Raw genomic sequence first — 19,266 nt, 5'->3', positions numbered from 1 at the left:
CTGCTACTCATCAGTAGGTAATGGGATCCGACAGCGTTGAGGCGCAAGCGGTCGTGAGCCAACCACCCGCAGAGGTGTGGGCGGTCATCAGCGACCCGGAGTTGTACCCGCGTTACGTCCGCGGGTTGAGCTGGTGTGAGCGTGTGACGCCGCATCAGGGCCGTGGTGCACGGTATTTGGTGCGCGTCGGATACGAGGACGAAGTCGAGTTGCTGATCTTCCGACAGGACGAGCACCTGGTATGGTCCAGCGTCCGCCGCCAGACGCACCGGCTGTCGATCCAGCTCAGGCCGACACCCAAAGGCACGGAAATCAGCGTTTTGGTGTCGTTGCAGTCGGCTGACCAGAACGTGACCGCGCTCCGGCGCAGGATCGACGACGCGCTGGCGCGTCTACGTGACCATCTCGACGGCGCCCCCGCTCACCTGCCACCCGAGCCGCGCGACCCGTCCTCGGCTCGTGGATCCACCCTCAGCATCGCGAAAACGCTGGTCAAAGCCGGTGTCCTCACGCCAGCGCGGCCCGACCGGACCTTGCGGCAACTGGCATCCTTGGCGCGCTGGGGCGCCACGGTTGTCGGCGGCTACCAGGCTTCCGCGGCACGGGGTCCGCATGAGATCGCGTACTACGACGAGGATGGCCCACGGACCTTCGCCGAGATCGACGAACGCACGAGCCGCCTGGCCAACGCGCTGTCCCGATACCGGGTGACAGCAGGATCGAGGGTTGCGGTGATGTCGCGCAACCACGGCCGGATGGTCGAATCGTTCATCGCGTGCGGGAAACTCGGTGCGGACGTCGTGCTGATGAACACGGGCCTGGCCGCCAACCAGGTCGCCGAGGTCGTCCGCAACCACGATCCCGTACTGCTCATGGCGGACGACGAGTTCGCGAGCCTCACGACGTACCTCCCGCCGGAGTTGCCGCGCGTCCGGACATGGGCCGAGCCAACGGGTTCCGGGCCGACCGTGGACGACCTGATCGCCAACGGCGCCAAGGACAAGCTCACGCCGCCCAAGCAGCCCGGACGGATCGTGGTGCTGACGTCCGGCACCTCCGGCCCGCCGAAGGGCGCACGCCGACCGACGCCGCGCGGCCTCGGTGACGCTGCCGCCGTCCTGTCACGAATCCCTTTGCGTGCCGGGGAAAGAATGCTCGTGGCCGCGCCACTGTTCCACACATGGGGACTGGCCGCGATGCAGCTGGGTATGCCGTTGCGGGCGAGTTTGGTACTACAACGCCGTTTCGACCCGCAGTCGGCTTTGCAGGCGATCGAGAAACACCGTGTCACATCGATGTTCGCGGTGCCGATCATGTTGCAGCGCATGCTGGATCTACCGGAACGCGTGCGGTCCAATTATGACACTTCCTCGCTGCGGGTCGTGGCGAGCAGCGGCTCGGCGCTGCCTGGCCGGTTGGTCGAGCAGTTCATGGACACGTTCGGCGACGTGCTCTACAACCTCTATGGCTCAACCGAAGTGTCATGGGCGACCATCGCCGACCCGTCGGACCTTCGGGCCGCACGCACTACGGCAGGCCTGCCGCCGAACGGAACCCGCATCGGAATCCTCGACAGCGAGGGATATCCGTCGCCGCCCGGCGCGGTAGGACGGATCTTCGTCGGCAACGACATGCTGTTCGACGGCTACACCAACGGCGCCAACCTGGCCTTGCGCCATTCGCTGATGGACACGGGCGATCGCGGCTACCTCGACGCCGACGGCCGCCTGTTCGTCGCGGGCCGGGACGACGAAATGATCGTGTCCGGCGGCGAAAACGTGTTCCCACGGCCCGTCGAAGAAGCCTTGGTCGCGCTGCCCCAGGTCCGCGAGGCCGCCGTGATCGGCGTGCCGGACAACGAGTACGGGCAACGGCTGGCCGCGTACATCGTGCTCAAACCCGGCGCCCGCATCGACGCCGATACCGTGCGGGGATACGTGCACCAACGACTGGCACGCTTCGCCGTTCCCCGGGACGTCGTGTTCGTCGACGGCCTGCCGCGCAACGCGACCGGCAAGGTCCTCAAGCGAGTGCTGGAAGACGGCCACTGGTAATGGTTGACGTATTGGTCTAGTCCACTCTACTTTGAACATGGTTCGACCAAACCGCCGGCCAGGCGCGGGCTCTGCGGTTCTCTGCTGGGTGCGGTGCATTGGCGCACCGCGTCACCTACGGAGAACGCATGTCCAGAAGATTTCTGGCTTTCTCGAGCGCACTGGTCACAGCGCTCGCGGTAGTGACCGCAGTCCCGACAGCGACACCGGCGGCGCAAGCCGCACCGAACGGCAACGTCCTCGGTTACTTTGCCCAATGGGGCGTCTACCAGCGCAACTACCACGTGAAGAACATCAGGACGAGCGGCGCCGCCACCAAGCTCACCCACATCAACTACGCGTTCGGCAACGTCGTCAACGGCCAGTGCGCCATCGGCGACGCCGAGGCCGACTACAACAAGTTCTACGACGCGGCGTCCAGTGTGGACGGCGTATCCGACACGTGGGACGCGGGTGCGTTGCGCGGCAACTTCAACCAGCTGCGCAAGTTGAAGCGGCTGCACCCGCAGATCAAGGTGCTGTTCTCGTTCGGCGGCTGGACCTGGTCAAGCGGCTTCACCCAGGCCGCGCAGAACCCGACGGCCTTCGCGAACTCCTGTTACAACCTGGTCAACGACCCGCGCTGGGCAGGCGTGTTCGACGGCATCGACCTCGACTGGGAATACCCCAACGCCTGCGGTCTGACCTGCGACGCCAGCGGTCCGGAGGCCCTGACCAGGGTCGCGCAGGCCATGCGCGCCCGGTTCGGCTCGTCGAAGCTGGTCACCGCGGCGATCACGGCCGACGCCTCAGCGGGCGGCAAGATCGACAAGGCGAACTACGCGTCCGCCGCCCAGTACTTCAACTGGTACAACGTGATGTCCTACGACTTCTTCGGCGCGTGGGCGGCGACCGGCCCGACCGCACCGCACTCGCCACTGACGTCGTACGCCGGAATCCCGCAATCCGGCTTCACGACGGCCGATGCGATCGCGAAACTGAAAGCCAAGGGCGTTCCGGCCAGCAAGCTGTGGATCGGCATCGGCTTCTACGGACGCGGCTGGACCGGCGTCTCGCAGGCCGCGCCAGGCGGTTCGGCCACAGGCGCCGCGCCGGGAACGTATGAAGCAGGTATTGAGGACTACAAGGTCCTGAAGACGCGGTGCCCGGCGAACGGAACCATCGCGGGGACCGCTTACGCGAAGTGTGGCTCGCAATGGTGGAGCTACGACACGCCGTCCACGATCACCGGAAAGATGAGCTGGGCCCGCAGCCAGGGCCTCGGCGGCTCCTTCTTCTGGGAACTGTCCGGCGACACGACCAACGGTGAACTCGTCACGGCCATGAAGAACGGCTGACCGGGGAAACAACCAGGGGCTTTTCTGTAGTCGCCTTGACCTCAACCGAGGTTCATCTTCCAGAGTGAACTCATGATCAATCGACTGGCCGGATCGACAGCTGGTGGCGGGCCGCCGCACGCGACCACTACGTCCACCACGTCGCGACGATCCCTCGTACCTCGATCGACGACCAAGTGCCCAATATCGAGCGGCAACGCTCGCTGACCGAAGTCGTCGACGCGGCCACGTACGCCGACACGGACGCCCGAAGGTGGACAGTTCGGCGATTCCCCGCCGCAGACCACGCTGCCCAGCTGCACGACGAACAACCTCCTGGTCTGGTGCGTGCCACGGTCGCCATCAGCCACGACCAGACCGAGGTCATCGTCACCGAGGAATGGTCCGACTCTGACGGTTCCGGCTATGAACCGTTCGGTGTCGTCAAAAATATCTGACCGGGTTGTCGAAACCGGCGTGACGGCCGCGTCCCAGGGCCAGAACCAACCAGCCCGAGGAGATACCGGCCATGCGAAAGCTCATCGTCCAGCAGTGGGTCACCGTCGACAACATCGCCGCGGAGGAGGACGGCGGCCTCAGCTTTGTCTCCGTGGCACCGTTCGACGACGAGGTCACCGACAACCCCTACCAGAACGCCGTGATGGGTTTCATCGACTCGGTCGACACGATGATCCTCGGCGCGAACACCTACAACGCGACAAAGGACTACTGGCCGCACGCCGAAGACCAGGGCAAATACGGCCAGAAGCTCAACAACCTGACCAAGTTCGTCGCCTCGTCCAAGCTGGCTGACGCTCAATGGGGCGACTTTCCGGCCGCGACCGTGACACGCGACCCGATCGCCACCATCCAGGAACTCAAAAGCCAGGACGGCAAGGACATCTGGCTGTGGGGAAGCCTGACGTTGATGCACTCCTTGCTGGATGCGGGCGTTGTCGACGAGATCCGGCTGATGGTCTGCCCGGTGTCCCGCGGCAAGGGAACGCGCCTTTTCGAGGATCGTCAGGACCTGAAGCTCGTCGACGCCGCCGGGTACGACAACGGCGTGGTCATCCTGCGCTACGAGATCAAGAACTAACCGGAAGGACAGCCATCATGGCCACCGCTGACGACCTCGACCGCGCGACCGACTCACAGTGGGGCTGGGTCGCCGAGCAAACCCGCACGTACCTGGCCTCGGGTGGCACCGAAGGCCATGAGAACAACGGCTTGCACACCCTCGTGATCGCCACAACCGGGCGCCGAACGGGAACGCCCCGCCGCAACTGCCTGATCTACGGCACGTCCGGCGACGATTACGTCGTCGTCGCATCCAAGGGCGGTGCGGACGAGAACCCGGCTTGGTTCATGAACCTCGAGGCAGACCCGAGCGTCGGGGTGCAGGTCGGGCCCCGCCGGTTCACCGCTCGCGCCCGCGTCGCGTCCTCGGCCGAGCGTGAGCACCTCTGGCCCAAGATGGTCGGCATCTTCCCGCTTTACGGCGAGTACCAGCAGAAAACCGACCGTGAGATCCCGATCATCCTGTTGGAACCTCAGGTCCAGGAGCAGCGTTGACACGGCATGTGGGGATCTCGCAGGCGGATACGGCAGTCGCTGGATTTGCAGTGGCAGCCGCGCGCGGTCGAGCCGTGTGGATTGCGGTCCCCGAGCGCGCCGCGCCGGGATCCCTTGCCTGAAGTGCAGCCCTCAGGCATCGAGAAAGCATTGGGCGCTGTCGTGATGACGGCTCTTTTTGGCGGCGGGTTCTTCTACCCGCGCGGTCCACGACGTATGAACGTTCTCCCTGATCCTGGTCACGGGGCTCGTCAGGTCTTCATCACCGACGACCAACCGGGAGAGACGTTCTGGCTGGCGGTGGCGAAGGATGTCGTGGCCATCGCGGACGCGACCGGTCAGGTCAGGTGGAACTCGGTCGGCAACGGGCTGATCGACATGCAGCCCACTCGCGACGGTCTGCGGCTCGACTTCGTGGACAAGTCATACCTCGTCGTCCACATGTCCTCGTCGTCGAAGGAGCGTGTCCTGCACTGGTTCTAGGGTCCACGCCAGGAGCTTGAGGGCTCGTTGATCGAGCGTGGCTGGACCGGCGTTCCGGCCTTCGACCTGCAGGTTTGTTTGCTGACAAAGCAAAGGGTGCTATGGCTGCGCGTCAGAGTGACCTGCCAAGGCTCGGTGCGGGTAGTGGGCCGTTGTGAGGGGGAGATTCGGAGCGTTGAACGCCAATGCCAGGAACTTGGGGTTTGGAGTTTGGCCGAGGCTGACGGCGGGCGTGGGTGGTTGACCTGTGAATACTTGTGGCTGGCGGGGCGGGTCGGTGCTGTAACCGGCCGCCGTGGCAGGGGTGCGGGTATTGCTTGTCGTCGTTCAGGGGTGTGAGGGCCGAGTTTGGTGCGTTGAACGCCGCGAAGGTGACCTTGACGGCATCCCGTCCCGTGGTAGGTGGGGCTGGTGTGGCACATGTGGCTGACGGGACGATTTTTTGTCCTGCGTGAATGCGCGAGGGCCTCCTTTGGCGCGTTGGATGCCAATGCCAGGAACTTGAGGTTCGGAGTTCGATCGAGACTGTCGACGGGCTCGGGCGGTTGACCTGCGATAATCTCTGGCTGACGCGGGTGGGACTGGCCGCCCGGCGAGGAGTGCGGGCATGACGTGTTCAGGGGCGCGAAGGCCGAGTTTGACGCGTTCAACGCCGCGAAGGTGACCTTCACGGCATCCGATCCCGTCATAACAAAATCGGGCGGAACGAATGCCCGCCCGGTCGTCAAACCTGGTGGATCAAGCCGCGTTGGCCGCTGCCGCCGCTGCGCAGAGCCGGCGCGCGGTCGCGATTACGGCGTAAGCCGAAGGAAGCATCTGGTGCGGTCGCGGCTCGGTGATCCAGCGGCATCCCCCGTCACTGGATTCGGTCGGAACGACCGTGTACGAGCCCGCCCCCGCGTGCCGCACTTCGTGGTCAGCCAGTCCTTCGACGATGTCCCCACGCATCATCGTCGCGGCCTGGGTCAGGAAGGTCCATCGCCCACTGTCCTCGTGCGCGATGACTGGGCCGGCCAGCATGGCGATGCCCAGCTGCTGGTTCACCTGATCCGCCAGGTCGGCAGGCATGGTGATCGCGTCGAGCACCTGACCGAGGGCCACGGCCAGCTGACGCTGACCGACCTGGACGGCCACCGGCCAGCCGAAGGTTTCCTCATAGTGGGCCCGGGAGGCGGCCAAATCCCGCAGCCAGGCCGGAGCCGGTTGTGTCATCGTTGTCATTACGGATTCCCTTACCCCTGTCTTCGCCTGTTGCTCCATTAGAGCGATCCCCGAGCTCGCTGTGACCTATGATACGTCACCAAACGTGACGCCGGACACAGGATTGGCCCCCCAACGAAAGTTAGGGGGCCAACCGGCAAGAGAGGTTGCGGATCCGCAGGTCAACGGGACACTATGCGCGCGCCGCCGCGACACGCCGGGTAGCGCGTTCGATGAATACGCCGAACAACAGGCCTATCCCCGCCCACAGGAGCAGCTGGGTGCCGAGCGAGGCCACCCGGAAGTTCCAGAGCAAGCTGGCCGGGAAACCCTCAGGCACCTCGTTGACCACGGGCAGCAGCAGCGCGGCCACTCCGACGACCACGAGGTAGCCGAGCACCCCGAGCAGCACCGCGTTCCAGCTGCCAAGGCGCGCGGCGAGGCGGCTGGCCAGCACAGTCGCCGCGATGGCCGCGACCACCGAGATCAGGACCATCACGAAGTACCAGGTCGTCCGGGTGTTGATGGTGTCCGGCTGCCCGACCGCCGGCGGGTTCGACGGGTACTTCAAGAACGGCACGAGGAATACCGTCACAAAAGCGACAATTCCGAGCACGCCCGCGGTCGCGCGAGCGCTGAGGCGGCCGACCCTGCCGTACGAGAAGGCGAACGCGAGGGCGAAGAGCCCGCCGAACGCCAGGCCGTACGCGCCAGTGGCCACCGCGAGACCGAGGGTGCTCTGCACCCCGCGGCTGACGACCTCTTCTTCCTCAGCACCGGGCTCAGCAGCGCCGCCATGGTCGTGGCCCGCTCCGGCTTCCTCGACCGCGATGGCGTTGTCGACCTGGGGCTCACCGAAGACCGACGCGAAGGCGAAGGCGAGGACAGCCGCCAGCAGTCCGGCGAGCATGCCCCGGACAAGAACTGTTCCGATTTTCATTTAGGCGCCGCGCTTTGCTTTCAGTGGCACGGGAAGCCGAGCAGGTGCCGGCCGTCGTGCACGAACTCGTGGATGATGCTGTCCGCGCCCTGCGCGGTACCCACGAAGTAGAGCAGCACCAGGGACAGGATCGCGGTGAGCACTGCCCACGGCAGGATCTCGCGAACGGGAATCGAAATCGGGACCGGTACGGGCACAGCTGCTGTAGTCACCGGCGTGACCTCCTCGGGCTGACGCGACCCAATGGGGCTTCGTAGTGGAAGGCCGGAGTGTCTGACTCACGGGACCTGATGCCCGCATACAGTGGCGCGACCGTGCCGGGATCTCACCGGCTTACTCCGTCCAATGGCCACAGGAACGTAGGCAGGAGCCGCACACCGTGTCAACGCTGGGAGACGCTGCTCACCCGAATGCCTCGACCAGGGTCATCTTGATCAGTCACGCGGCCACGGCGGCGACCCGGCGGGCGGCGTTTCCCACTGATGAACCGGTGGAACGCCCCGAGGACCTCCACCCTGTCGATCTTGGGCGGTTCACCCGATTCGTGACCGGGCCCGAGCTTCGCTGCCGTCAGACCGCCACCGGGCTCGGCGTGCCCGGCACGGTCGACGAAGCGTTGGCCGATCAGGATTTCGGGTCGTGGCGCGGCCGTGCGCTCAACGACATCACGGACTTCTCGTGGCTGACAGATCCCTCTGCTGCACCACACGGCGGCGAGTCTGTTGAGGACGTCATCGCTCGCGTGGCCAAGTGGTTGACGAGCTTGCGTGGCACCGGTGAACGCGTTGCGGCCGTGACGCATCCTGCTGTCATCCGCGCGGCCGTCGTGCACGTGATGAACGCGCCCGCCCAGTCGTTCTGGCGGACCGACGTCTCTCCCCTGTCGGTCACGCGGTTGTCCAGCTCAGGGCCGAACTGGACGTTGCAGGAACACGCAGTGAATCAGTAACCAAATCTGCCCCATATCCTGGGCAAGGATTTACCATCAGGGGCCATGGGGAAAGTGGCGTTCCGGGTCCTGGGCCCGTTGGAGGTCACGGTCGACGGGCGCGCGGTCGCGTTGGGCGGCCGCAAACCGCGGATGCTACTGGCCACACTGCTTCTCGATCCGAACAGGACCGTCAGCGTCGACACACTGATCGACGTTCTGTGGCCCGATTCGCCGCCACGGTCGGCCGTCGCCAATGTCCGGACGTACGCGCACGCCTTGCGGACCGGGATCGGAGACCGGGTGTGCACCCGCCCAGGCGGGTACCAGGTCACGATCGCCTCAGACGAGCTCGACATGACCGTCTTCGAAGCCAAGGCACAGCAAGGCGATCTTGCCGGAGCCAGCGCGTTATGGCGTGGCCGCGTGGTGGCGGACCTGCCGCGCAGCCCGGCATGGGAACCGACATTGGCCAGGCTTGAGGAGCTACGGCTGTCGGTCATTGAACGAAGCCCGGCCGTCCCCATCCCGGAACTGCGCGGCCTGCTCGCCGAGCACCCGTTGCGCGAGGAACTCTGGCGTCGTCTCGTACAGGCATTGCACCACAGTGGACGGTCCTCGGAAGCGTTGCACGCCTACCGAGAAGCCGAGCAGGTTCTGGCCAAGGAGTTACACACGCGTCCGGGTCCGGAGTTACGCAGGGCTCGTGACGAGATCAAGACAAGCATCTTCCCGGCCTGCCAGCTCCCGCTCGACCTTCCCGACTTCACCGGCCGGACCGACATCGTCAGCACGGTCACCGGCGCGTTGACCCGGCCACCGGCCTCGGTCGTACTCACCGGAGCGCCAGGTATCGGAAAGTCCACTTTGGCCGTCCATATCGGACATGAAATCGCACCGTCCTTTCCGGACGGCCAGCTGCACGTCCGGCTGCGCGACCCCGCCGAGGTGCTCGCGTACTTGTTGAAGGCGATGGGCGTGCACGACATTCCGGCCGAACTCGACGAGCGAGCGGCACGCTACCGGTCGGTATTGGCCCGCCGCGCGATGCTGGTCGTGTTGGACGACGCCGTCGACGCGGCCCAAGTAGCGCCTTTGTTACCCGGTTCAGGCCGATCAGCCGTGCTGATCACGAGCCGCACTTGGCTGCCCGAGCTTCAAGGCGCCACCCACGTCCACGTCGACGCGTTGACCGACAGCGAAGCCCACGATCTCCTGACGCGGGTGACTGGCACCCGACGAGCCGCCGCGGAACCCGACTGCGCGCGGGAAATCCTGCGAGCGTGCGGAAATCTTCCGCTCGCGATCCGGGTCGCCGGGACAAAACTCGCCGCCCGGCCGTCGATCCCGTTGCGCGTCGTGGCCGAAAGACTGACCGACGAACGCAACCGACTCGATGAGCTGACAACCGGAAGCCTTGCGGTCCGGACCAGCGTCACCGACAGCTACCTCCGGCTACCCACGATGGCAGCACGAGCCTTCCGGTTCGCCGGGATGCTCGGCCCAGTGTCGTTTCCCGGCTGGACGATCGCCGCGCTGCTGAATCGACCCAAGGCCGACGATGTCCTTGACACGTTGGTGAATGCCAATCTTCTCGCTGTCTCGGTGGATCCGACGGGCACAGCCCGCTACCGGATGCCAGACCTGTTCCGGTGTTACGCAACCGAACGCTTGTCCGGTGAACCGCGTCAGGACTTGCAGACCGCGGCTCGCCGGGTGCTCGACGGTTATCTCGCGCTGGCAACACATGCGGCGGCACGCATGCCAGTGCCGTTCTTCGGCATCCTGCCGCGGCACGAGCCGAGCACGTCCACCGAAGTTGACGCGATGGCCTGGTTCGACGCGGAAGTGCCGTCCATCACAGCGATTCTCGAAGTCGCGGCCGAACTCGGCCTGCACAAGTACGCCTGGCGAATACCGGCCATGACCGCGCCCTACTTCGATCTGCGCGGCAACCACCGCGACTGGCGGCGCTCACACGAGATCGCGTTATCGGGCGTCCGACAGGAAGGCGACCGCCACGGCGAGGCGATCATCCTGCGCAACCAGAGCCAGCTCGCGCTCTACCAGGACCAATACCCCGAGGCCGAAACAGCGGCCGGCGAATCGCTGCGGCTGTTCACCGAAACCGAAGACGACACCGGCGTAGGAATCGCGCTGGCCGGAATCGGTACCACGGCCCGGATCCGCGGTGATCACCAGGACGCGCTGCGCCAGCACCGGCGGGCGTTACGGCTGTTCGTCCGCGCCGAAAAGCCGCATTTCGAGGCCGCTGCCCGAATCGCGGTCGGGACCACTCTGCTTGCCCAGCAAAGACTTCCAGCGGCCGAGCGCTGGCTGACCGGCGCACGGGAGCTGGCCGCCCGGATAGGCGACCGGCACCGCGAAGCACACGCTCTGCAGCGGCTGGCCGGTCTGCGTGAGCCGGCCCACGCTCTGCGCCACTTGACCGAGGCTACATACATGTTCCATAGCATGGGAGATGATCACTGCGTGGCGTACGCGCGGCAGCACACTGGGGAGTTGTTGCTGCGTACCGGGGATCGCGCGCGAGCACGGAAACTGCTGAGCGAGTCGCTGGCCGCGCACCGCCGTACCGGCGACCACCGGTCAGCCGATGCGGTGTCTCAGCTGCTGGACGGGCTTTAAGTACTGTGTGGATTGTCTTTAGGCCACCCGAGTGACAAGCCCGTCGAGATCAACAGTATCTTGTGGCGGCATGGCGGGTGTTGAGGACATCAAGGCTGGAATCGCGTTGGCTAACGAGAAGTCTCAAGCGGGAATCGCCGCGATCACACAGGCTTCCATGCAACTGGACGAAGCACGCAACGCTCTGCTCTCCGCCACTCAAGGCAGCAGCCAGAGTGACGTGAGCCAGGCGCAGGGTCTGCTCACCGAGGCGTTGCAGGTACTGGCCGGCGCACAGGGCGCCATCCAGGCCAGCATCTCCTCCGCTGAGGGATACGCGAACCGGCTTTGAGCATCACGGAGCTGGCCGGTGCGTTGCGTGACGTGAACCTCACGCTGGAACGAGCCCGCGCGACCACGGCGAGCGCGGCTCCGTTACTGGCCGAGTCCCGGGCGACACTGTTGGCGGTAAGCAGAGACCCGAATGGGTATGAACCTGTCGAGCTCGATCTCGCGATGGCACAGTTGTCAACGGCCGGGGAACTGATCGCCCTGGCCCGTCAGTCGCTACTGGACTACTTGTTGAGGCTGTAGATGTTGGGCAGAGGCGAACGCCGGCAGCGCGCACAGGACGCGCTTGACGAGTTGCGCAAGGCACTGCGGCTCGCGCTCGGCGCGGCCCAAGCGACTCGGCAAGCCGCGCAGACCACCAAGGACCAGCTCGAATTCGAGCAGAGCGTAATGCGTCTCGGCTTGGCGAAGGCCAGGCTCGATCCGGACATCACCGAGCTGCGCGGCAGGCCAGCGTTGGCCAAGACGTGGGACAAGGTGATCGCCGAACGCGACGAGCTCTACGCGCGGTGGCATCCGGAAGGTCCGGAGCGGCTACGCAGGCTCGTCGCGGCGGCAGCGCCCGGATCCGCGGGTTCGCCGTGGCACGACTGGCTTGGCCGGGTCGGCGAGGACACCGGCGGCGTCGCTCCGGCGATGTGGCGGGTCGGCACGGCCGTGATCGAAGAGGCGCCGAGGGAAGAGGAGTTCCCGGTCGCGGTCCCTTTACTCGACCGCGCGCACCTGCGGGTGAACTCGGCGCCGGACAACCGGTCCGTTGTGGACTCATTGGTCGAGACGTTGCTGCTGCGGCTGATGAGCTACTTCCGGCCGGGTCTTGTCAAGATCCATCTGTGGGACATCGGCCACTTGACCGGTTCACTGCCGAACCTGCAACCGTTGACGTCAGCCGGTTTACTCACTGTTCATGATCCGACCAGGCTCGACGACCTGCTGGCGGATCTGGCCGGGCACATCCGGCGCGTGCACGCCAAGGCGATGCGTGAAGGCGAAACGTCGTTGCGGTCGGTGTGTGTCGCCAAGGGTGAACGGATCGAACCGTGGCGGGTGGTGGTGCTGTTCGGCAACGGCGAGCGGCTGGCCGACGAGCAACAGCGCGACCTGCAACGGGTCGCGCGAACCGGGATCGACGCTGGCGTCAGCCTGATCTGTGTCGACGTTCCGCTGTCCGCGAACAGTCCACTAGAGACGATCGCGTTCACCGACGCGCGGCACGCGACAACCAGCATGACCGGTCCCGGCGTCCGGTTCCGTGTCGACGACGCCCCAGACGGCAGCCTGGCCAGCCGTGCGGCCGCCTCGATCGCCCAGGACCTCGTCGCGCGCCGCGGCAAGCCACGGACGTTCGATGATTTACTGCCCGAGCAGCTCAGCACGCTCAGCTCGAAGGAAGAACTGCGTGCGCCGGTCGGATTCGCCGACGGCGTCCCGGTCGAAGTGGTGATCGGCGACGCGACACCGCACGCGCTGATCGCCGGGCCGAGCGGGTCGGGCAAGACGAATTTCCTGTACGCGATGCTCGGCGGGCTCGCGGCCCGCTATGCGCCAAGCGAGCTCGAACTGTACCTTTTGGACTTCAAGGAAGGTGTGTCGTTCGCCGGGCTGGCGCCGGGGCGAAAGGACCCGAGCTGGCTGCCGCAGGCGCGGCTGGTCGGCGTGAACGTGAACACCGACCGTGAATTCGGGTTGGCTTTACTGCGATTCCTGACCGAAGAGCTGGCGCGACGGGCCGAAGCGGCCAAGCGCCAGGAGGTCACGAAGCTCGCCGAGTTGCGTGAGGCTGATCCGGATGGGCACTGGCCACGGATCGTCGCGGTGATCGACGAGTTCCAGGCACTGTTCGGCGGCCGCGACCGAATCACGCAGCAGGCCACGGTTCTGTTGGAGGACGTGGCGCGGCGCGGGCGTTCGCAAGGCATTCACCTGGTTCTGGCAAGTCAGGACATCGCCGGGATCGAGGCCTTCTGGGGCAAACCCGCGGTGTTCGAGCAGTGCACGCTGCGGATCGCGATGCCGAAGGCCAAGCGGGTGCTGTCGGAGACCAACAACGCGGCTTTCAGCCTGCCGCGCTGGCATGCCGTGATCAACCACGATTCCGGTGTGCCGCATGGAAACCAGGTCGCCCACATCCCGGACGCCTCGGCGAAGGGAACGTTCGACGCACTGCAAGCGCGGCTGTGGGCAGCCGGGAATTCCTTGGCGCCAACGCTTTTCGACGGCGCACACCAGCCTTTGCTCGCCGAGTCCGCCGACTTCGCCGATCCACCAGGGCCGCTGCTCGGACAGATCATCGACGTGGAATGCCGGGCCGCGACCATGGCTTTGGACGCGGTGCCCGGCCGTAACCTCGCGGTGGTCGGGACGGCGACGGCTGATGCTTTGTCCATTATGGAGAGCATCACGTTCTCGCTTGCGCGTAAGCATTCTCCTGGCTCGGTGGATTTCAGCATCTGGTGTGCAGTGCCCGCGTTGCAGGAACGGGTCACCCGGCTGGCGAAGATCCTCACGGCGATCGGTCACGCGGTGGACCACCGTACCGACGATTCGATCGCCAAACTAACGCCCGCTTCGGGAGAACGACCGCGGTACATCCTGTTCTTCGCTGTGGACGCGGCCCATCAATGGCTGGAACGCAAAGAACCACCCACAATGCGCAGCGGACTGGACGACCTGCGGGCACTGCTGAAGAACGGTCCAGGCAACCACGTGCACACCTTCGGCTGGTGGCGCGGAGTCGGCCGGTTGAAGGACACCCTCGGCTTCGGCGGAACGGACGACATCGGCGCGTGGGTGGCCCTCGACGTCCAAGGCTCGGAGTTGAACGCGCTCGCCGCTGGCCAGATCATCGACTGGGCCCCACGACCGAAGCGCGCGATCTACTTCGACAAATCGACCCACAGCTCCCCCGACGTGATCATCCCCTTCGACACGGTGGAACCGGCATGACAGACGACCCGGTAGCGCAGTACAAGGAGATCCTCGACCTGACCCGCCAAGCCTCGCAGCAACTGGCGGACCGTGAACGCCGTCGCCGAGTAGAGGTCGTAACGGAGATAGCGGCGGCTGAGCGCGCGATCAAACAGGCGACAGAGCAAGAAGAACAGGTCAAGAAAGAAATCACCGGCTGGTGGCGGCAGGTCGCGGCCAGGGTCGTTGGGATGAACTGGATCACCCCAGGGCGACCACCTGAACCCGATCCCGCTGGCCGCCCAGACCGGCTGGACACCTACCTCGCCGAGATCGAGCCAGCGACAAACACGTTCGCGGCGGCACTGCGTAAGGCCATCTGGCCAAAGAAGATCCCCTAGTGCCCCTCGTGAGTGTTTGTGCCGGTTCTAACCGGCACAAACACTCACGAGGCTTATGCTGTGCCTTTGCGGGCGTCGGGGGCTTCCAGCTGCGCTTGAATGTGGTCGAGCGTGGTGTCGAGGGCCTGGTCTATTTCCGCGTCTTCATGCTGTGCGTGCAGTTCGATGTCCACAATGGTCCGGTCTTGCGCGGCCTTGATGTCCAGGACGCCCGAATAGTCGGTGCCGGGCGAACCCCATTGGATCCGTCGGGCCGTGCGGTCGACACGGAACCATGCTTCGCCATGCTCTTTCTCGCCGTGGACCTCGGCTTCCACTTCGACTTTGTCGCCGCCGACCGGTTTGGCCGTTTTCATGTGGTCGAAGTACTTCGGCAGGTTGTTCACGTCGGCCAGGTACTCGAAAACGCGGTCCTCACCGGCGTGCAGTGTCCGGGTGCGGTGGTAGGTAGGCATGACTCAACCCCTTTCTCGTCTAGGCGTACCCGCAAAGGCGATGACTACACGCCGCTCATCTGGGTAGCCAAGGGTTCGACCTGAGGAGGTTGTTGTGGACGTCGTCGACATGATCATGGATGACCACCGTGAGGTGGAACGGCTGTTCAACGAACTGAAGAACAGTCCGGGCAAACGGCCGTTGTTGACGCCGGTGATGTGCGCGTTGCTCGTCGCGCACAGTCGCGCTGAGGAATCGGAGGTCTACCCGGTCGCCAAGAAAGAGGCGGGCGAGACCGACGAGGTCGAGCACAGTCAGCAGGAGCACGCCGAGGCGGAGAAGCTCCTCGCCGAGCTCGCCAAGGCCGATCCGACGAGCTCGAGGTACGAAGAACTGCTCGACAAGGTCATCGAATCGGTGACTCATCACGTCGAGGAGGAGGAATCGAACGTTCTGCCCGGCATGCGATCACAGCTCGACAGCGACCGGCTTTCCCAGCTGGCGGAGAAATTCGCCGCGAGCAGGGCGAAGCACCTCGGTGAAATGCCAGGTCAGGCCACCAAGGGCGAGTTGCTCCAGCAGGCTCGCAACGCTGGCATCAGCGGCGCGTCCGGAATGAGCCGGGAGCAGCTGACCGAGGCACTGCAGTCTTCCTGAGAGGAACCGCGATGAGCTCGTCTGACCGCGACTTGTCCAGCGCCGAGGACCTCGACGAGGACCGCTTGCGCGCCGATCCGTTGGAAGCCGGGATGGATCCGCCGGAGCACTGGTCCGGCGCCGACAAGTACGGAACGACGCCGTACGAGCAGTCCCATCCGCGCCCAGTGGGTGAACGCCTGAAAGAGGAGCAGCCAGACGTCACCGAGCATCCGTCCTCTTTGGACGAGAAGATTGAGCGGGAAGCCACCGAACGTGGCCAATCCGCCGACGACGCGGGCGGTTCGATGGCTGCCGAGGAGCGGACTCCTCAGCAGCCCCCGCAATAGCCGTTGGGGGAAGGCCTGCAAAGCCTTCCCCCACAATGCTCTTACCTGCTCAGGCGCAGCGTCAGCACCTGGAACGGCCGCAATGACACCGGGATGCCATCCGACGTCACCTCCGCGTCCGACAACGGCCGCTCAAGCAAGTCCACAACTGTCGCGGACTTGACTGGGAAGCTGGTCCGCACGACCGCCGAAGCACGTCCGCCGAGCGCTTCATAAAGGCGCACAACGACATCACCGGACTGGTCGTCCGCCAGTTTCACGGCCTCGACCGTCACAGCCGAACTGTCCACAGTAACCAGAGGCGCAGGCGCCGAAGCGCCCTGGACCGACCGGACCGGAAGGTTCAGCGCGTACCCTTCGGCCACAGCGTCCGAAATAGACGCACCAGGCAGCAGCGAATACGTCAACACGTGCTTGCCCTGGTCGGCGTACGGATCTGGGAACCGAGGCGCGCGTACGAGGCTCAACCGCACGGTCGTTGTCGTTGTACCGTCGTCATTGGACACGCGGCCGATGTCGTGGCCGTAGGTTGAGTCGTTCAGGACCGCGACGCCGTAGCCAGGTTCGGCGACGTGCACCCAGCGGTGGGCGTAGATTTCGAACCTTGCCGCGTCCCAACTGGTGTTGGTGTGCGTTGGCCGGTAGACGTGTCCGAACTGGATTTCCGCGGCCGACCGGTCGGCGTGGATGTCGATCGGGAAGGCGGCTTTGAGGATCTTCTCTGCCTCGTGCCAGTCGATCTCGGTCCGCACGTCGATCCGGCGGCTGCCCGCCCGTACGCTGATCACCTGCTTGATCCGCGACGACCCGAAGGACCTGACGACCTCGATCGCGCCCTCGACTCCCGTGCTCACCACGGAAATCGAGTCCACATCGGTCAGATCGACGTGTTTACGCTTGTAGTGCGCGTCGATGTCCCACGCGTCCCAGAAGTTCGGCAGGTCCGGGTGCAGCTGCAGCAGGTTGCCCGGGCTGGTCAGGATTTCCCTGCCGTCCGCGACCACAGAGGACATCAAGCCGTTGTCATCCACCGTCACCCGGACCAAACCGTTGTCCAGCAGACGATCCGTGACGGTCACATCAGCGGCGTCCACGGCGGAAACCACGGCCGCACCCGAAGCAGGCACGGAAGTCAACGTCCCATCAACAACCTCGGTACGGGCGCGTGGGCTCGTGTTGAACACCAGCGTCTTGTCGCCCGAACCGGCCAAAGAGGACACGGCCGCGTTCGTGATCGCCTGAAGCTCTGCCGCGACCGCGGCGTACTTGGCTTCGGCTTCCTTATGCACCCACGCGATCGAACTGCCCGGCAGGATGTCGTGGAACTGGTGCACCAGAACGACTTTCCACAACCGGTCGAAGGCTTCGTACGGATAGTCGAAGGCACCGGCGACCGCGGCGGAAGCCGCCCACAGCTCAGCCTCCCGAAGCAAGTGCTCGCTTCGACGGTTTCCCGCCTTGGTACGGGCCTGCGAGGTGTACGTCGCCCGGTGCAGCTCCAGATACATCTCGCCGGACCAGACCGGGGCGTCCGGGTACTCCTCGTATGCCTTCTCGAAGAACTCGCTCGGCTTCTCGATCGTGATCTTCGCCGTGCCTTCGAGGTCACGCAGCCTGCGCGCACGCTCCATCATCTCGCGGGTGGGACCGCCGCCGCCATCGCCGTAGCCGAACGGCACGAGCGATGTAGTTCCGCGGCCTTTCTCCAGGTAGTTCGAGACGGCATGAGCCATTTCCTTGCCGGAGAACTCGGAGTTGTACGTGTCGACCGGCGGCAGGTGCGTGAACACCTTCGTCCCGTCGATTCCTTCCCACCAGAAGGTGTGGTGGGGCATCTTGTTGGTCTGGTTCCACGACATCTTCTGCGTCAGGAACCAGCGCGCCCCGGCGAGCTTGGCCAACTGGGGGAAGGCGGCCGTGTAGCCGAAGGAGTCCGGCAGCCACACTTCTTCACACTCATAGCCGAACTCGTCGAGGAAGAACCTCTTGCCGTGCACCAACTGCCGGGCAAGAGCCTCCCCGCCGGGAAGGTTGGCGTCGGACTCGACCCACATCCCGCCGACCGGCGCCCACTGACCGGCTTTCACGGCCGCTGCGATGCGCTCGAAGATGAGCGGCTGGTGCTCCTTGACCCACGCGTACTGCTGCGCCTGCGAGCACGCGAAAATGAACTCCGGGTAGTCCTGCGCCAGCGCGGTGACCGTCGCGAACGTGCGGGCAGTCTTACGAATGGTCTCGCGCTGGGGCCACAGCCACGCGCTGTCGATATGCGCGTGGCCGACGGCCGACATCTTGTGCGCGCTGGCGTGCGCGGGCCGTGACAGCACCTCGGCCAGTTCGGCTCGCGCGTCCGCTGCCGTGCCGGAAACGTCCGCTACGTCGATCACGTCCAGTGCGCGCTCAAGGGCACGCAGGATCTCGTGCCGCCTTGGATCCGAAGTGGACAGCTCGTGCATCAGCTGACTGAGCACTTCCATGTCCATCTGGAGGTGCCAGACGTCCTCGTCGAGCAGCTTCACGTCAGCGGCGGCGAAGGTGTACAGCGGATCCTTGCCCGCGGTCTCCTTGTCCCCGAGCATCGTCGGCTGCATGCCGTTTTCCTGGACGTCCGGGTTCGCGGCCGCCTCGATCAGCAGGCCGACCACGTCGTCGCTCAACGGGACGTGGTTGTTCAGTGGCGCAAGACCCTTGATCGGGCGGCCGTGCAGGTCGTGCGCCAGCGCCTCGGCCTGGAACCCGGCCTGCGCCTTGTTGAAGCCGAGGTCGATCACGGCCTCGACGCGCTTGCCGTGCCACTCCTTGGGGATCGCGCCACGGACCCGGAACCAGCTTGTCGACCACGGCGCGCCCCACCGCTGCCCGACAGTGAACGGCTCGTAGTCCGCGGCGAGCGCCTCGGCCACCGGCACCGGCTCGTCGGGGACGTGCCAGACCTCGATTTCCAGCGGATAGGACCCGGCGTACCTGGCGGGCGCGATGCGGGTGTTGAGCATGCGCGCCAGCCGGTCCTCAACCAGCCGCCGATCGTCGTGCACAGGTGACCTCCTGATTCCACACCGGTT

19 protein-coding genes are annotated in these 19,266 nt (G+C 65.4%); 14 read left to right on the top strand and 5 right to left on the bottom strand.

The genetic code is table 11. From position 1 onward, the window contains the following. Window positions 1-20 precede the first annotated feature (20 nt). From LWC34_RS52735 to LWC34_RS52710, 6 genes are all read left to right on the top strand, one after another. Window positions 21-2,054, top strand: coding sequence for an AMP-binding protein (locus tag LWC34_RS52735; RefSeq protein ID WP_233733921.1), 2,034 nt, complete (start codon window positions 21-23; stop codon window positions 2,052-2,054). Between the two features lie 128 nt (window positions 2,055-2,182). Then, window positions 2,183-3,391 (top strand): glycoside hydrolase family 18 protein, encoded by a 1,209-nt coding sequence (locus tag LWC34_RS52730; protein WP_233733920.1) that lies wholly within the window; start codon window positions 2,183-2,185, stop codon window positions 3,389-3,391. Between the two features lie 176 nt (window positions 3,392-3,567). After that, window positions 3,568-3,828, top strand: a complete 261-nt coding sequence (locus tag LWC34_RS52725; RefSeq protein ID WP_233733911.1) for a hypothetical protein — start codon at window positions 3,568-3,570, stop codon at window positions 3,826-3,828. Between the two features lie 71 nt (window positions 3,829-3,899). Next, on the top strand, window positions 3,900-4,469 hold the full coding sequence (locus LWC34_RS52720) for a dihydrofolate reductase family protein (RefSeq protein WP_233733909.1): 570 nt from the start codon (window positions 3,900-3,902) through the stop codon (window positions 4,467-4,469). A gap of 17 nt (window positions 4,470-4,486) precedes the next feature. Beyond that, window positions 4,487-4,945, top strand: coding sequence for a nitroreductase family deazaflavin-dependent oxidoreductase (locus tag LWC34_RS52715; RefSeq protein ID WP_233733907.1), 459 nt, complete (start codon window positions 4,487-4,489; stop codon window positions 4,943-4,945). Between the two features lie 6 nt (window positions 4,946-4,951). Then, a complete protein-coding gene (locus tag LWC34_RS52710) occupies window positions 4,952-5,428 on the top strand; it encodes a hypothetical protein (RefSeq protein ID WP_233733905.1) in 477 nt (158 codons plus the stop codon). A 738-nt stretch (window positions 5,429-6,166) separates the two neighbouring features. Here the strand turns inward: LWC34_RS52710 and LWC34_RS52705 are convergent. The 3 genes from LWC34_RS52705 to LWC34_RS52695 all read right to left on the bottom strand — a co-directional run bounded on the left by LWC34_RS52705 (window position 6,167) and on the right by LWC34_RS52695 (window position 7,780). Continuing rightward, window positions 6,167-6,649, bottom strand: coding sequence for a hypothetical protein (locus LWC34_RS52705; protein ID WP_233733903.1), 483 nt, complete (start codon window positions 6,647-6,649; stop codon window positions 6,167-6,169). A 172-nt stretch (window positions 6,650-6,821) separates the two neighbouring features. Continuing rightward, window positions 6,822-7,568 carry a CbtA family protein gene (locus LWC34_RS52700; RefSeq protein ID WP_233733901.1) on the bottom strand — a complete coding sequence of 249 codons (747 nt, stop codon included), beginning with the start codon at window positions 7,566-7,568 and terminating at the stop codon, window positions 6,822-6,824. A gap of 20 nt (window positions 7,569-7,588) precedes the next feature. Beyond that, window positions 7,589-7,780 carry a CbtB domain-containing protein gene (locus LWC34_RS52695; RefSeq protein ID WP_233733899.1) on the bottom strand — a complete coding sequence of 64 codons (192 nt, stop codon included), beginning with the start codon at window positions 7,778-7,780 and terminating at the stop codon, window positions 7,589-7,591. 167 nt (window positions 7,781-7,947) lie between these two features. Here LWC34_RS52695 and LWC34_RS52690 point away from each other — a divergent pair, with 167 nt between their 5' ends. The 6 genes from LWC34_RS52690 to LWC34_RS52665 all read left to right on the top strand — a co-directional run bounded on the left by LWC34_RS52690 (window position 7,948) and on the right by LWC34_RS52665 (window position 14,783). Further along, on the top strand, window positions 7,948-8,517 hold the full coding sequence (locus LWC34_RS52690) for a histidine phosphatase family protein (RefSeq protein ID WP_233733897.1): 570 nt from the start codon (window positions 7,948-7,950) through the stop codon (window positions 8,515-8,517). Between the two features lie 45 nt (window positions 8,518-8,562). Beyond that, entirely contained in the window at window positions 8,563-11,145 is a 2,583-nt protein-coding gene (locus LWC34_RS52685; protein WP_233733895.1) for an AfsR/SARP family transcriptional regulator, read from the top strand. Between the two features lie 70 nt (window positions 11,146-11,215). Beyond that, window positions 11,216-11,476, top strand: a complete 261-nt coding sequence (locus LWC34_RS52680) for a hypothetical protein (RefSeq protein ID WP_233733893.1) — start codon at window positions 11,216-11,218, stop codon at window positions 11,474-11,476. Beyond that, window positions 11,473-11,718 (top strand): hypothetical protein, encoded by a 246-nt coding sequence (locus LWC34_RS52675; RefSeq protein WP_233733891.1) that lies wholly within the window; start codon window positions 11,473-11,475, stop codon window positions 11,716-11,718. The genes LWC34_RS52680 and LWC34_RS52675 overlap by 4 nt, the downstream gene beginning before the upstream one ends. Further along, window positions 11,719-14,421, top strand: coding sequence for an FtsK/SpoIIIE domain-containing protein (locus tag LWC34_RS52670; protein WP_233733889.1), 2,703 nt, complete (start codon window positions 11,719-11,721; stop codon window positions 14,419-14,421). Then, a complete protein-coding gene (locus LWC34_RS52665) occupies window positions 14,418-14,783 on the top strand; it encodes a hypothetical protein (protein ID WP_233733887.1) in 366 nt (121 codons plus the stop codon). Before LWC34_RS52670 ends, LWC34_RS52665 begins: the two co-directional genes overlap by 4 nt. 53 nt (window positions 14,784-14,836) lie before the next feature. On the opposite strand, the gene LWC34_RS52660 is transcribed toward LWC34_RS52665, so the two are convergent. Next, entirely contained in the window at window positions 14,837-15,238 is a 402-nt protein-coding gene (locus tag LWC34_RS52660) for an SRPBCC family protein (RefSeq protein WP_233733885.1), read from the bottom strand. A gap of 94 nt (window positions 15,239-15,332) precedes the next feature. Here LWC34_RS52660 and LWC34_RS52655 point away from each other — a divergent pair, with 94 nt between their 5' ends. Both LWC34_RS52655 and LWC34_RS52650 read left to right on the top strand, forming a co-directional pair. Then, entirely contained in the window at window positions 15,333-15,875 is a 543-nt protein-coding gene (locus LWC34_RS52655) for a hemerythrin domain-containing protein (RefSeq protein ID WP_233733883.1), read from the top strand. An 11-nt stretch (window positions 15,876-15,886) separates the two neighbouring features. Then, entirely contained in the window at window positions 15,887-16,204 is a 318-nt protein-coding gene (locus tag LWC34_RS52650) for a hypothetical protein (protein WP_233733881.1), read from the top strand. A 41-nt stretch (window positions 16,205-16,245) separates the two neighbouring features. On the opposite strand, the gene LWC34_RS52645 is transcribed toward LWC34_RS52650, so the two are convergent. After that, window positions 16,246-19,239: an alpha-mannosidase gene (locus LWC34_RS52645; RefSeq protein ID WP_233733879.1), complete on the bottom strand. Its 2,994-nt coding sequence runs from the start codon at window positions 19,237-19,239 to the stop codon at window positions 16,246-16,248. Between the last annotated feature and the right edge of the window lie 27 nt (window positions 19,240-19,266).

Source organism: Kibdelosporangium philippinense (genome assembly GCF_021390435.2).
GTDB lineage: Bacteria > Actinomycetota > Actinomycetes > Mycobacteriales > Pseudonocardiaceae > Kibdelosporangium > Kibdelosporangium philippinense.
The sequence above is the reverse complement of the archived record's forward strand: the minus strand, read 5'-3'. Positions and strand labels throughout refer to the sequence as shown.

Excerpts from the sequence above, each read along its gene's own strand:
- LWC34_RS52720 (WP_233733909.1), top strand. The coding sequence starts at position 3,900 with ATGCGAAAGCTCATCGTCCAGCAGTGGGTCACCGTCGACAACATCGCC.
- LWC34_RS52670 (WP_233733889.1), top strand. The coding sequence starts at position 11,719 with ATGTTGGGCAGAGGCGAACGCCGGCAGCGCGCACAGGACGCGCTTGAC.
- LWC34_RS52710 (WP_233733905.1), top strand. The coding sequence starts at position 4,952 with ATGTGGGGATCTCGCAGGCGGATACGGCAGTCGCTGGATTTGCAGTGG.
- LWC34_RS52685 (WP_233733895.1), top strand. The coding sequence starts at position 8,563 with ATGGGGAAAGTGGCGTTCCGGGTCCTGGGCCCGTTGGAGGTCACGGTC.
- LWC34_RS52705 (WP_233733903.1), bottom strand. The coding sequence starts at position 6,649 with ATGACAACGATGACACAACCGGCTCCGGCCTGGCTGCGGGATTTGGCC.
- LWC34_RS52715 (WP_233733907.1), top strand. The coding sequence starts at position 4,487 with ATGGCCACCGCTGACGACCTCGACCGCGCGACCGACTCACAGTGGGGC.
- LWC34_RS52735 (WP_233733921.1), top strand. The coding sequence starts at position 21 with ATGGGATCCGACAGCGTTGAGGCGCAAGCGGTCGTGAGCCAACCACCC.
- LWC34_RS52665 (WP_233733887.1), top strand. The coding sequence starts at position 14,418 with ATGACAGACGACCCGGTAGCGCAGTACAAGGAGATCCTCGACCTGACC.
- LWC34_RS52650 (WP_233733881.1), top strand. The coding sequence starts at position 15,887 with ATGAGCTCGTCTGACCGCGACTTGTCCAGCGCCGAGGACCTCGACGAG.
- LWC34_RS52700 (WP_233733901.1), bottom strand. The coding sequence starts at position 7,568 with ATGAAAATCGGAACAGTTCTTGTCCGGGGCATGCTCGCCGGACTGCTG.
- LWC34_RS52730 (WP_233733920.1), top strand. The coding sequence starts at position 2,183 with ATGTCCAGAAGATTTCTGGCTTTCTCGAGCGCACTGGTCACAGCGCTC.
- LWC34_RS52660 (WP_233733885.1), bottom strand. The coding sequence starts at position 15,238 with ATGCCTACCTACCACCGCACCCGGACACTGCACGCCGGTGAGGACCGC.
- LWC34_RS52680 (WP_233733893.1), top strand. The coding sequence starts at position 11,216 with ATGGCGGGTGTTGAGGACATCAAGGCTGGAATCGCGTTGGCTAACGAG.